This window comes from uncultured Mucilaginibacter sp. (assembly GCF_913773635.1).
Lineage (GTDB): Bacteria > Bacteroidota > Bacteroidia > Sphingobacteriales > Sphingobacteriaceae > Mucilaginibacter.
The window spans coordinates 79,535-93,212 of the sequence record NZ_CAJYGQ010000001.1; the positions used below are offsets into that span (position 1 = coordinate 79,535).

The 13,678-nt window shown below is 39.4% G+C and carries 9 protein-coding genes; 4 read left to right on the top strand and 5 right to left on the bottom strand.

The annotated features are described in order from the left end of the window. Positions 1–124: 124 nt before the first annotated feature. Complete coding sequence (locus QZ407_RS00340; protein ID WP_295767239.1) at positions 125–1,303, bottom strand: AIR synthase related protein; 1,179 nt, start codon at positions 1,301–1,303, stop codon at positions 125–127. A 62-nt stretch (positions 1,304–1,365) separates the two neighbouring features. Here QZ407_RS00340 and QZ407_RS00345 point away from each other — a divergent pair, with 62 nt between their 5' ends. Next, positions 1,366–3,147, top strand: coding sequence for a chloride channel protein (locus QZ407_RS00345; protein WP_295767074.1), 1,782 nt, complete (start codon positions 1,366–1,368; stop codon positions 3,145–3,147). Between the two features lie 4 nt (positions 3,148–3,151). Here the strand turns inward: QZ407_RS00345 and QZ407_RS00350 are convergent, their stop codons facing one another. Next, positions 3,152–4,600, bottom strand: coding sequence for an arginine deiminase family protein (locus QZ407_RS00350; RefSeq protein ID WP_295767075.1), 1,449 nt, complete (start codon positions 4,598–4,600; stop codon positions 3,152–3,154). Between the two features lie 84 nt (positions 4,601–4,684). Between QZ407_RS00350 and argS the strand changes: the two genes are divergently transcribed. From argS to QZ407_RS00365, 3 genes are all read left to right on the top strand, one after another. Continuing rightward, the gene (gene argS, locus QZ407_RS00355; protein WP_295767076.1) at positions 4,685–6,451 is read left to right on the top strand and encodes an arginine--tRNA ligase; all 1,767 of its coding nucleotides are present in this window, start codon (positions 4,685–4,687) and stop codon (positions 6,449–6,451) included. Between the two features lie 297 nt (positions 6,452–6,748). Further along, a complete protein-coding gene (locus tag QZ407_RS00360) occupies positions 6,749–9,922 on the top strand; it encodes a SusC/RagA family TonB-linked outer membrane protein (RefSeq protein ID WP_295767077.1) in 3,174 nt (1,057 codons plus the stop codon). Between the two features lie 27 nt (positions 9,923–9,949). Then, a complete protein-coding gene (locus QZ407_RS00365; protein WP_295767078.1) occupies positions 9,950–11,437 on the top strand; it encodes a RagB/SusD family nutrient uptake outer membrane protein in 1,488 nt (495 codons plus the stop codon). Between the two features lie 58 nt (positions 11,438–11,495). Here QZ407_RS00365 and bioD read toward each other — a convergent pair whose 3' ends face one another. Genes bioD through QZ407_RS00380 form a run of 3 tightly spaced genes read right to left on the bottom strand, consistent with a single transcriptional unit; the run spans position 11,496 to position 13,655 of the window. Beyond that, a complete protein-coding gene (gene bioD / locus QZ407_RS00370; RefSeq protein WP_295767079.1) occupies positions 11,496–12,101 on the bottom strand; it encodes a dethiobiotin synthase in 606 nt (201 codons plus the stop codon). Further along, on the bottom strand, positions 12,091–13,215 hold the full coding sequence (locus tag QZ407_RS00375; RefSeq protein ID WP_295767080.1) for an 8-amino-7-oxononanoate synthase: 1,125 nt from the start codon (positions 13,213–13,215) through the stop codon (positions 12,091–12,093). Before QZ407_RS00375 ends, bioD begins: the two co-directional genes overlap by 11 nt. 56 nt (positions 13,216–13,271) lie before the next feature. Further along, complete coding sequence (locus QZ407_RS00380) at positions 13,272–13,655, bottom strand: hypothetical protein (protein ID WP_295767081.1); 384 nt, start codon at positions 13,653–13,655, stop codon at positions 13,272–13,274. Positions 13,656–13,678: the final 23 nt, after the last annotated feature.

The following is a 13,678-nucleotide window of genomic DNA, read 5'->3' on the forward strand; positions in this document are numbered from 1 at the left end:
AGTAACTGGTTAAATTATAAGCATATCCAAACAGTATTGTTTGATAATTGAAGCATTTAGACGCAAAAAAAGCTGCCTGGTTTAAGAGGCAGCTTTGTATATAGCTTATATTTTAACCAATAAATTAGTGATAAATAAATTCACCAAATTCTGATTTTACAGTTACTTGCTTTTTACCTTCCTCAACACGTCCTATGATTTTGGCTTCAATGCCGAAGCTTTGAGAGATATCGATAATGTCGGCAGCAATTTCTTCAGAAACGTAAACTTCCATACGATGACCCATATTGAACACCTTATACATTTCCTGCCACTCAGTGCCTGATTCCTGCTGTATAAGTTTAAATAGCGGCGGGATAGGGAAAAGGTTGTCTTTTACCACATGTACATCATCAACAAAGTGTAGCACTTTGGTTTGAGCACCGCCACTGCAATGTACCATACCATCAATCTGGCTGCGGTATTTATCTAAAATAGCTTTTATTACCGGTGCATATGTACGGGTTGGTGATAGCACCAGTTTGCCCGCGGTAACAGTTTGCCCGTTGCCAATATCAATTACATCTGTCAGGTTTTTTCCACCCGAAAAAACAAGGCTTTCCGGCACAGCAGGGTCAAAACTCTCAGGAAATTGTTGCGCTACGGTTTTGTTGAACACATCATGGCGGGCAGATGTTAAGCCATTGGAACCCATACCACCGTTATACTCTTTTTCATAAGTGGCCTGACCGTATGAAGCCATGCCTACAATCACATTGCCGGGTTTAATGCGATGATTCGATATTACATCATCGCGTTTTAAGCGGCAGGTAACGGTAGAATCAACAATAACAGTACGTACCAAATCGCCCACATCGGCAGTTTCTCCTCCGGTAGAGTAAATGCCTATACCGTGGCTGCGTAACTCTTCCAAAATTTCCTCGGTACCGTTTATAATGGCGGCAATAACCTCGCCGGGTATAAGGTTTTTATTGCGGCCGATGGTAGATGACAGCAAGATGTTATCTGTAGCGCCAACGCAAAGCAAATCATCAAGATTCATGACAATGGCATCCTGCGCAATCCCTCGCCAAACAGAAAGGTCGCCGGTTTGTTTCCAGTACACGTAAGCCAGTGACGACTTAGTGCCTGCACCATCGGCATGCATAATATTACAGTACGCCGGGTCGTTGGTTAATATATCGGGTATTATTTTACAAAAAGCTTTAGGATAAAGGCCTTTATCAATGTTTTTGATAGCGGCGTGCACATCATCTTTAGAGGCTGATACCCCGCGCTGATCGTATCTTTGCTCAGAAATCATGGTCAAATATACGGCTTAGGGTTTTAAATTTTGTTACTTTGCTTACTTCGCATTCTTTAACTATGATAAAAAAGCTACTTGTTATTGTAAACCACTGGCGCACCCGGCAGCCATCGCAACGCAATTTTTTAATATACTGCAGTGTGCTGGTAGGGTTACTTGGTGGTTTAGCAGCAGTAGTTTTGAAGTTTTTGGTTCATTTTATGGAAGAGTTGAGCCGAAACCTGGCATCACAGGTCCCGTATCATTATAGCTATTTATTGCTGCCTGCCTTAGGCATACTAATAACCGTAGCTTACCAGCATTTTATAAACCGCGACAGCATGCAAAAGGGTATTGGTAACATACTCATGAACATTAAGCGGAATCAGGCTAACGTACCGCATGATAACGCTTACGCACACTTGGTAAGCAGTTCGCTAACTGTGGGTTTTGGTGGATCATCAGGTTTGGAGGCGCCAATTGTAGTTACAGGTGCGGCCATTGGTTCCAACGCCGGGCGATTTTTTAAGCTAAGTACGTACGAAAAAACCGTTTTACTTGCAGCCGGTTCGGCAGCGGGTATTGCTGCTGTTTTCAACAGCCCAATAGCCGGAGTGCTTTTTGCGTTAGAGATATTGATAGGGGAGATAACCATTCCAACCTTTATACCACTGCTTATAGCATCAGCTACAGGGGTTGTTGTAGCAAAGCTGCTTAATTCACAACAGCTGTTTCACCTGGTAACCGAGGGATGGCTAGTTAAGGCATTGCCATTTTACGCTATACTAGGGGTATTAAGTGGTTTGATTGCTGTGTACATTAATAAAGTTGGCCACGGTTTAGAAAAGGGAATACTGCCTAAACTGAATAGATATACCCGCGCCCTGGCCGGTGGACTTATGTTAGGGGTGCTGATATTGTTATTCCCTCCGCTTTTAGGCGAAGGTTATCATTACCTGCAGGCTATATTAAACGGCAATATTGATGTTTTAAAAGAAGAATCTTTATATGCCGATTGGTTATCTGAACCGTGGGTAATGTTGCTGTTTATTGCTGCGCTTGTACTTATTAAAATTGTGGCGGCGGGTATAACCTTGGGCTCTGGTGGTAACGGCGGTACATTTGCACCTACCATGTTTACTGGTGCATTTTTAGGCTTGCTATTGGCTTACGGTGTAAATCAAACGGGTTTAATTCATTTAAACACCAGTAACTTTATAGCAGTTGGCATGGCCGGAGCTTTAAGCGGCGTGTTGCATGCTCCGTTAACAGCTATATTTTTGATTGCCGAAATAACAGGTGGGTATATTTTATTTATACCCCTGATGATTGTCTCGGCCATATCATACATTATATCACGGCTGTTTAATAAGCATAATGCTTACTGGCATACGCTTATACATGAAAAAGACATACACCCTGATCAGGATTTCAGCATGTTAAATACAATGAGGCTCGATTCTTTGGTAAACCGTCAATATGTTGCACTTAGGCGAGATATGCCGGTTGCCGAACTTTATAACATACTGTCAACCGGTACGGCCAATATTTTTGCTGTTTTAAATGACGAAAAAGAACTTGAGGGCGTAATATGGATGGACGAAATACGCAAGCAGTTATTTAAAGCCAAACAGCCCGATGCCAAAGTTGAAGATATAATGGTCGACCCACCGGCGCTGATCAGTTATAACCAGCCAGTAAGCAGCGTAATGAATGTATTTGATCATTTGGATGTATGGCAGTTGCCTGTTATCCGTAATGGTAAATTTATTGGCTTTGTATCTAAATCAGGCTTACTTAATCAGTATAGACAGGTGTTTATACAGCAACATAAAGATGCTGACTTATTTTCACGCTCCTAATACATTATACTAGTTCATCTCTGAGCAAAGGCAAACTCATACAATGAAAACCGCCTCTTGCGCGTGATAATTCTGACGATGGCATTAGTATCAGCGTATCCTGCATCTCCTGAGGGTTTATAGTTCCGTTTTCCATGTCTTGCAGCAGGTCGGCTACTTTTACAATTTTGAAGCCGTTTTGCTTAAATGCATCTACGGTTTTGTCGTTACGATCATAACCTAATACCACACCCTCGCGCAAGGCTAACAGGTTGCATGAGTCGGTCCATTGCTCGCGCGCATCAAAAGGAAAAGTGTTATTCCCGGAGTATATAAACTTGGTTTTGGTATTGCTTTTTAAGTCGTTAACACTTACGTCGTCAAGTAAACTTTCAATACTATCAAAAGTGCGTGGTTTGCTTTTACCAACAGTAAATTGAACAATTTCAACCTTGTCTTTTTGCTTCTTTTCGCCAAAGTAATTGATAGGGTCTTGCGATTCCTTTTTGCTTTCATTTTTTGCCAGTGAACCTAAAATTACCCAAGTGTCCCGTTTAACTTGAGTAAACACGGTATCAATGTGCATGTAATCACGCTTATGCGGTATTTTAAGTATAGTTACCTTTTCAATAACTTTGTGGTCGAACAACAACTTCAGGGCTTGTTGAGCTCCGCTAAGCGATGTGCGCTCACTACAGCCTATAATGACGTGATTTGGGCTTACTACCATTACGTCACCACCTTCCAAAGTAGTTTTCTCATCCTGATCTTTGCCGGGACGTAAAAAATGCTGGATGGGATCGGCTATCTCCAAAATATTATTGCGATGATTTTCAAAAATGGGATGATTAAATAATATATATCTGGCAAGCAGTGTCTCGCGTGAGCGGGCTTTTTTTGCGGGCTTATTTATCAGTATATGGTTATTGATGGTGATGCCAATGTCGCGCGAGAAAATGAGATTGGGTATGGGCGCAAATATCATATTGTCCTTATCAAGCGCTCCCGAAATAAATATTTTAGCAAGTTCAACAGGTGAAATCTTATTTAACTTCTCCTGTAGCCTGTAATTGCAGCTCTCAATAGCACAAACAGATGCAGTAAGTTTTTCTCGAATAACACTATCTTGCAGAATATCAGCCAACAGGGTTTGTATTTCTATAACTCTATCCGATGCGTAAAAGTCTTCGTGATCGGGTTTGTAAAAAGTCCGGTCGCTTTCCACAGCATCAATTTGGGCAAGGCGACCCTTGATTTTGTCGGCATCTAAAAAGTAGAGTAACAGTTTTATATAGTAATCATACTCATTGCTGCGCATGGTATCTAAATGAACAATGTCTTCAAAAAGCCAATCTTGCGCCTTTGATGGCACTACCTTACCCAAACCGCTATCAGGACTATGAATGAGTAATGCTTTAAGAGTTCCTATTTCAGACGTAACATTAATATTCAGTTTGTTTGATAGTAGTGTCATAAGTAATTGTAAACTTCAAAGTTATTCAATATAATGAATTTAAATATAGGCATGAGGTTAAGCCAATTTAATTAATTTTGCGCGATGGACTTCATTACCAACGCCACCGTAAAAGCTGTTGAGCATTTATATAACGCAACTATAACCGCACAGGATGTAAACCTGCAACAAACACGCAAAGAGTTTGAAGGGCAGATAACGATAGTAACCTTCCCGTTTACCAAAGTATCGCGCAAGGGGCCTGAGCAAACCGGCCAGGAAATTGGCGAGTACCTGCAAGCTAACGTACCTGAGGTGGCAGGTTTTAACATTATTAAAGGTTTCTTGAATATTTCAATTGCGGATAGCTTTTGGCTTAATGTATTCAAAGGAATATATGAAAATGAAAACTTCGGAACATTGCCGGCTAACGGCAAAAAGGTGATGGTGGAGTATTCATCTCCAAATACAAACAAGCCATTGCACTTGGGGCATGTGCGTAACAACTTGTTAGGTTACTCAGTAGCTGCAATACTACAGGCTGCGGGTTACGAGGTAATCAAAACTAATTTGGTTAACGATAGAGGTATACATATATGTAAGTCGATGCTGGCCTGGCAGCTATTTGGTAATGGAGAAACACCAGAGTCAGCCGGAATGAAGGGTGATCATTTGGTTGGGAAGTATTACGTGGTTTTTGATAAGGAATATAAAAAACAGATAGATCAGCTTAAAGAAGAAGGAAAAACTGAGGAAGAAGCCAAAAAGCAGGCGCCACTTATTTTACAAGCCCAACAAATGCTACAAAAGTGGGAAGCAGGCGATGAAGAGGTGATTGAGCTTTGGAAGACCATGAATACCTGGGTTTATGAAGGTTTTAGCAAAACATACAAAAAACTGGGCGTTGATTTTGATAAATACTATTACGAAAGCAATACCTATTTACTAGGTAAAGATATTATTGAGGAAGGACTTGCAAAAGGCGTGTTCTTTAAAAAGGAAGATGGTTCGGTATGGATTGATTTAACTGAAGACGGCCTTGACCAAAAACTAGTTCTTCGTGCCGACGGTACCTCTGTATATATAACGCAGGATTTAGGCACTGCCCAACTCAAGTACGATGACTTTGGAATGAATGAGTCGATATATGTTGTAGGTAACGAGCAAGACTATCATTTTAAAGTGCTTTTCCTGATTTTGCAAAAGCTTGGCAAAGCTTGGGCAAACGGACTGTACCATCTTTCATACGGCATGGTTGATCTTCCATCTGGCAAAATGAAGTCAAGAGAAGGTACCGTGGTTGATGCTGATGACTTAATTGCTGAAATGGAGCGTACTGCTAAAGAGCAGACCGAAGCGCTAGGGAAAACAGGCGACTTAGCAGAAGCGGACAAGCAGCACTTATATCATATAATAGGTATGGGTGCTTTAAAATATTTCCTTTTAAAAGTTGATCCTAAGAAGCGTTTGTTATTTGATCCTAATGAGTCTGTAGACTTTCAAGGGCATACCGGTCCGTTTATTCAATATACTCATGCACGCATAAAGTCGGTACTCAGCAAAATTCAAAATGCTGGATCAGAAATTTTGCTCCCAGACTCATTGCAAAATGAGGAAAGAGACCTCATTATTTTGCAGTCGCAGTTTATTGATGTTATATCACAAGCTGCAAAGGAATATAATCCGTCTGCAGTTGCTAATTATGCTTATGAATTAGCTAAAACCTATAATAAATTTTATCACGAGCATTCAGTATTACAAGCCGAATCTCAAAATTTAGTCTATTTCCGAGGTGGATTATCAAAAAAAACAGCACAAATCCTGTCAAAAAGCATGCAAATGTTAGGAATTGAGGTCCCGGAACGTATGTAATTCGGTATTTCTTTATTTTAAGTAGCGTTTAGTATCACATTTTTATTACAATAGACTTTCTTGTTCAAAATTTGAAAGCGGGTAGTGTTAACTATCCGCTTTTTTAATTAAACATTTATAATTTGGGTATTTACTTACACAATATTGGAGCTGATTGGGCAAATAGTGCTTTAAAATTCTACGATTTTTAAAAAAAGACACTTTTTTTAAAAATATCTTCAATATTTCTATGATTTATCGAATTGAATTTATAATTTTCACTTTTGAAAACTATTTATTAACTCAAACAATTAACAAATGAAGAAAATTTTACTCAAATTCTTCTGGGTTTTGTGTGTCTTGTGCTCAATAGGGGCATATGCTCAAAACCAGTCAGTTTCCGGTAGAGTAACCGGTAAAGATGACGGACTCCCATTAGCAGGTGTAAGTGTAAATGTTAAGGGCACAAATATCGGGACTCAAACTAACGCCGATGGTAAGTTCTCTATAAACGTTCCTCGCAATGCAACACTTGTTATTACATTTATTGGTTATGCTAATCAAGAAGTTTCTGCTAACGGAAACTTGAACATTGCACTTAATCCAACGTTAAATCAACTTAATGAAGTATTGGTAGTATCGTATGGTACTGCAAACAAAAATACTTTTACAGGTTCAACTGCGCAGGTAAACGCTGCAGATTTTGAAAAGCGCCCTATAACTAACGTGCTTAGTTCAGTTGTTGGAGCGGGTCCGGGTATTTCAACTACTGTTGCCAGTGGTGCGCCTGGATCAAGTCCTGCAATTCGCATCAGAGGTTTTGGATCAATCAACGCTGGTTCTGGTGCTCTGATTATTGTTGACGGTGCTGTATATGATGGAACAATTGCTACAATTAACCCTGATGACGTTGAAGCAGTTTCAGTACTTAAAGATGCAGCCACAACAGCTTTATATGGTTCTAGAGCAGGTAACGGTGTTGTTCAAATTACCACCAAAAAAGGTAAAGCAGGCAAACCTACACTTACTTTTAAGGCAAACAGAGGCTGGCTTAGCAGAGGTTTGCCCGAGTATGACAGAGTTGATGCTTATCAATATTACCCATTAATGTGGGAAGCGCAGAGAAATGCAATGGTGTTCTCAACCAGCAATCCCGTTCCCATTGATATCGCAAACAGCATTGCATCTGGATTAACCACTTCTTATAATGGAAATACCTATTCAGGTATCAAATCAAATTTAGGATATAATCCATTCAATGTTGCTGATAATCAAATTGTGGGAGTTGATGGTAAAATAAATCCTAATGCCAGTTTACTTTACCCTGGTGACCTAGATTGGGCAAAGGAGGCAGCCAAAGGAGGTAAGTCAAGACAAAATTATAATATGACCTATTCTGGCGGTGCTGATAAATCAGATTACTTCGGATCATTTGGTTATACTAAAGAAGAAGGATACCTGATAAATTCAAATCTTGAAAGATATAACGGCCGTTTGAATGTAAATACTCAACCACTTAAATGGTTTAAAACAGGTATGAATTTAACAGGGTCATATACTAAAGAACGTTTTGATAACGTAGGTGACGGTGGAACATCTGTTGTAAATCCGTTTTACATATCTCGTTTTATAGCGCCAATATATCCTGTTTATGCTCATGACGCTAATGGAGGATTTATTCTTGGACAAGACGGACAACCGTTGTTTGACTTTGGTACATCCCGTCCATTCTCACAAAACAGACATACAATATTTGAAAATCTTACAGATCAGCAAAACTTAGTTCGTGGCGCTATAAATAGCCGTGCTTATGCTACAATTAATTTTTATAAAGATTTAAAATTAACTACCAATATAGCTTTCGACTTACAAGACAGCCATCAGCGTACTTATGATAACCCTATTGTTGGTGACGGTGCACCTAACGCAAGAGCATATCATGATTTTTGGCGTACCACTTCGTATACCTTCAACCAATTGTTAGAATACAGCAAAAATTTTGGTAAACATCATATTGATGCACTTGCTGGTCATGAAAACTATGCTTATAAGTATAACATTTTATCAGCAGCCAAGGGAGGATTTATTGTAGCAGGTATTACTGAATTGCCAAACTTTGCTACCATTTTAGGTACGCCTTCGTCAAGAGAAGATAATTCGACTATTGAAAGTTATTTATCTCGATTGAATTACAATTTCGATGAAAAGTATTTATTGAGCGCAAGCTTAAGAAGAGACGGTAACTCAAAAGTAGCTCCTGATAACAGATGGCAAAACTTTTGGTCAGTTGGCTTAGGTTGGAATTTGCATAATGAAGACTTCTTTAAAGTAAGCTGGCTTGATCAATTGAAGTTGAGATCTTCATACGGCGTATTGGGTAATGCTGATATTGGTCTGTTCCCTTATCAGGCGTTATACACCTTGGGTAGAAATAACTATACTCAGCCAGGATTTACCCAAGCATCATTACCTAACTATGATTTAAAGTGGGAAACATCTAAAAACTTTGATATCGGCATTGATTTCACAGCTTTTACAGGTCGTATCAGCGGTAGTGTTGAGTACTTCAACCGCGTAACCGATGGTTTAATTTTCGATGTGCCGATTTCGTTAGCAAACGGTGGTACTACAACTTCAAATAATTTTACTATCCCTACCAATATTGGTTCAATGTACAATAAGGGTGTAGAGTTGAATTTGAATGCACAAGCCGTAAGGTCTAAAGATTTTAACTATAACGTTAATTTAAATCTTACCCACTTCAAAAATCAAATAACAAAAATGCCGGAGAGCAGTCCACTTGTTCAAGATGGTACTAAAGCTTACAGTGCTGGTCATTCACGTTATGATTATTACTTGCGTGAATTTTATGGTGTTGATCCTCAAACTGGTGCAGCATTATATAAAACCAACGCAACAACTGCAAATTCTCGCATTATAGGTCAGGATACCGTTACAACGCAAATTGGTGAAGCTAACTTTAGATATGTAGGTAAGTCTTCAATACCTAAAGTGTCTGGTGCGATGACTCACACCGTAAACTATAAAAATTTCTCTCTAAATGTTCAGTTCACCTTCCAGCTAGGAGGAACTGCATATGACACTCAATACGCACAACTTATGCATAGCGGAAATTATGGTACTGCTTTAGCTACCGATATTTTAAACCGTTGGCAAAAGCCAGGTGATATTACCAACGTTCCTCGTATGGAGGCAGGTAATCTTGCTAACTTAGGAGGTGCTACCAGTACACGTTGGCTAATAAGCGCAAGCTACTTCCAATTGAATGCAGCGAATTTAAATTACAGCCTTCCTAAAAGCTTGCTAACCAAGGTTGGGGTAAAAAATGCTAATATATTTGTTAGTGGTGAAAACCTTGCGCTTTTCAGTGCCAGAAAAGGCATGAACGTATCAGGTACCTTCAACGGAACGAATGATAATACATATAATTTTAGCCGTATTGTATCTTTAGGTTGTAACGTGAGTTTTTAATCTGAAGTAACTTAAAATATTACAACAATGAAAAAAATATTTAATCGCACAGTTTTAGGCTTGGCTATAATAGTTGCGGCAAGTTCTTGCAACAAAGAATATTTGGAAACTAATCCAACCAATCAAGTTTCTACTGCAGATGCGTTCAGCTCTACTCAAAATGCTTGGGCGGCATTGAATGGTATACATCGTACCCTGTATATGCAAATTTATGGTTCACAGCCACAAGGTGGGCAAAGTGGAAATAAAATTTATATGGATATGATGGGTGAAGATATGGTTTTGAATACCACATCAAACTCCGGTTTCCGATCAGAATATCAGTGGACTACACATCGTGTTCCGACAAGTACCGTTAATGAGTATCATTACTCGTTTTATTACATGATCATTGCTAACGCAAACATGATTCTGGAAAATATTGATAATGCAGCAGGGCCGCAAGCTGACAAAAATTTTATCAAAGGTCAAGCCCTTGCTTACAGAGCGTGGTCATATTTTCAAATGGTTCAACTTTTTGGTGAACGTTATGTTGCAAATGCGCCAAACAGTGGGCTTGGTGTACCTTTAGTGTTAAAGCCAACTACCGCAAAAACCCCAAGAAACACTGTGGCAGAAGTTTATGCTCAAATCAATAAGGACCTAGATGAAGCCATAACCAATTTACAAGGTTACAACAGAGCTACAGATAAGTCGCAGTTTAATATTAATGTGGCAAAAGGCTTTAAAGCGCGTGTAGCGTTAACTCAACAAAATTGGGCTGATGCAATTAAGTTTGCGCAAGAAGCCAGAAGTGGTTTTACTTTGATGACTGCAACTCAATATCAGGCAGGCTTTAATGATTACAGCAATCCGGAATGGATGTGGGGATCACGTATGACATCTGATCAAACTAACTACTTCTATTCGTTTTTTGCATATATATCATCAAATTATGCTTCAACTGCAACAAGGACAAGTCCTAAGTCAATTTTTTCTGTATTGTATAATAAAATTACAAATACTGATGTTCGCAAGAAGCTGTGGGAGCCAAATGTATCTAACACCGCATTTCCAATTCCCGCAGGAGGAACCAGATATCCTTACATAAGCAATAAATTCAGATCTACTGATGCCAGTCAACCAACAGGTGACTTTGTGTATATGAGAGCTGCTGAGATGTACTTGATTGAAGCTGAAGCTCAGGCTCGCAGTGGAAATAATGCCGCGGCTGCAACTGCTTTATACAATCTAGTTGTTACGCGCGATCCATCTTACACTTTGTCAACAAAATTAAATGGCGATTTAATTGAAGAAATCATGATCCAACGTCGTATAGAGCTATGGGGCGAAGGATTCCGTTTTTACGATTTGAAACGTACTAATAGTCCTCTTGACAGAACAGGTGGTAATCACACAGCAACTAACGCAAACAATACTTTGCAGGTTCCTGCGGGAGATAAAAGATGGCAGTTTTTGATACCACAGGAAGAAATTATAGTGAGTAATGGTGTTGTTACCCAAAACCCACTTTAATTTTCTATTATTAAATAAAAAAGCCGCCTTATATAGGCGGCTTTTTTATTTAATAAAACTATAAAATAACTTGATTTTTAACTTGATTTCTACTTAAATCATTGATCAAAGGAATAGATGCATGGCAATTATCGTGGCGACTTAAAATTATACTTTCACTATCCTCATCTCTATCTCCGTTAAATATAATTTTGTTTACAACTATTCCTCTTGCCTTTAATAGCTCTAATGAGAGCAGCGTATGGTTAATGCTTCCTAAATAGTGTTTAACTACCAAAATAACTTCTGCATTGAACTTTTGAATTAAATCAATGATGAAATGTTTATTGTTTAATGGCACCATCAGGCCGCCGGCTCCTTCAATAACTAGTTGGTTATCGGTTTCGGGAATAATTATTTTTTCAAGATCAATTTCTACGCCATCTAACCGGGCCGACTTATGGGGCGAAAACGGTTGGTTTAGCCGATATGCTTCTTTATGAAATTTTGAAATGGGATTTGATACTAGTGCCTTAACTTTCATGGTGTCACTGTTATCCAGGTCGCCTGATTGTATGGGTTTCCAATAGTCAGCCTTCAAGTATTCAACCATTATGGCCGATACTACTGTTTTACCAACATCAGTACCTATGCCTGTAACAAACAATGGAGCTTTATTTTTCATTTTGTAATTGTTGTATTAGTTGCACTAAAGTACCTATCTCATGCCTGGTATTGTAGGAGTGTATGCATATCCGTAACCTTTCAGTGCCGGTTCTTACGGTAGGGCTCAAAATAGGCCTTACGTCAAAGCTGTTTTGCTGAAGTGCCTCAGCCATTCGCTTTGTTGCATTATTGCCGCCAATAATTATTGTTTTGATTGTGCTTTCTGTTAAAACCTGCATGGGCGCTTTTTGGTTCATAAGCTGATTATACAGCGCAATATTCTCCTGCAATTTCGAAATCTTGTGAATGTTTAAATTCAGCATCTTGTAGGCCATTTTAATGGCTGCCAATTGATGAAATGATGCTGCGGTTGTATAGATGAAGGACCTTGCAAAATTAATGAGATATTGCCTTAAGGCAGTGTTTCCAAGCACCGCTGCTCCATGGCACCCCATAGCTTTTCCAAAAGTTATTATTTGTGCAAAAATTTCTGTTTTGAGACCCAAGTTCGATATTAGCCCTTTGCCAAAAACGCCAATTGCGTGCGCTTCATCCACTATAACTTCGGCCTTAAAACTATTGGCAAGTTCACATATTTGTTTTAAGGGAGCGATATCCCCATCCATTGAATACACACTTTCAACTATGATAAAGATGGTGCCTTTGGCTTTACTAAGTTTTCTTTCAAGATCATGAATGTCATTGTGTCTGAATGAAAACCTGTCGGCATGGCTAAGTCTTATACCATCTATGATTGATGCATGTGCAAGTTCATCATGTATTACGGTATCGCCACGCTGTGGTACAGAGGATAGCAGACCAAGATTGGCGTCATAACCTGAATTAAAAAGCAAAGCGGAAGGAGCATCATGATATTCAGCAATCAAGTTCTCAAGTTCTTCGGCATACGTTGTATTACCCGATAGTAACCTTGAGCCTGATGAACCGTTTAAATGGTTTGGGTGTGCAGAAAGTTCATCTGCTATGAGCTGTTTTAATTGAGGCGATCTGGCAAAGCCAAGATAGTCATTTGAGGAAAAATCAATTAAATGACTTTCAGGTTTCAGCTCTCTGTATGATAGGCTTTCAATCCGCTGCTGTAGTTTCTTTTCGATGTAAGCGTTTGCTCCCAATGGCGTTGATTTTATGCAAAAATAAAAAAAGCGGCTAAGTGCCGCTTTTTTTAAGGTTACTTTTGTGCCGGGGGAGGGTTACCACCGCCCTGGCGCATTCTGCTTGCCCTTTCAGCTTGCCATTTTTCGAAGGCTGCTTTTTGATCGGCAGTTAATACCTCTTTAATTTTTGCATTCGACGCTTCCATCATGGGGCGCCATGCTTGCATCATAGCCTGGCGGTCGCCATTAGTAGCCGTCATTAGGCTGTCGCGCTTTTTAGCCTGCACATCGTAAATCGCTTTAATTTTTGCGGTTTGTGCATCGTCAAGCTTAAGCTGAGCCTGTAAACGTTTAGCCTGTTCTTCCGGATTGCCACCCATTCTGCCTCCGCCACCTTGGGCAAAGCTTACAGCGCTAATTCCAAGCAGGAAAAAGCACATCAAAAAGATCTTTTTCATTTTAAGTTTGTTTAGTTTTTTGA

Bases quoted from the DNA above. Each gene is read 5' to 3' on its own strand.
- QZ407_RS00360 (WP_295767077.1), top strand. From the start codon at position 6,749: ATGAAGAAAATTTTACTCAAATTCTTCTGGGTTTTGTGTGTCTTGTGC.
- QZ407_RS00350 (WP_295767075.1), bottom strand. From the start codon at position 4,600: ATGACACTACTATCAAACAAACTGAATATTAATGTTACGTCTGAAATA.
- QZ407_RS00365 (WP_295767078.1), top strand. From the start codon at position 9,950: ATGAAAAAAATATTTAATCGCACAGTTTTAGGCTTGGCTATAATAGTT.
- QZ407_RS00340 (WP_295767239.1), bottom strand. From the start codon at position 1,303: ATGATTTCTGAGCAAAGATACGATCAGCGCGGGGTATCAGCCTCTAAA.
- QZ407_RS00345 (WP_295767074.1), top strand. From the start codon at position 1,366: ATGATAAAAAAGCTACTTGTTATTGTAAACCACTGGCGCACCCGGCAG.
- QZ407_RS00380 (WP_295767081.1), bottom strand. From the start codon at position 13,655: ATGAAAAAGATCTTTTTGATGTGCTTTTTCCTGCTTGGAATTAGCGCT.
- argS (WP_295767076.1), top strand. From the start codon at position 4,685: ATGGACTTCATTACCAACGCCACCGTAAAAGCTGTTGAGCATTTATAT.
- bioD (WP_295767079.1), bottom strand. From the start codon at position 12,101: ATGAAAAATAAAGCTCCATTGTTTGTTACAGGCATAGGTACTGATGTT.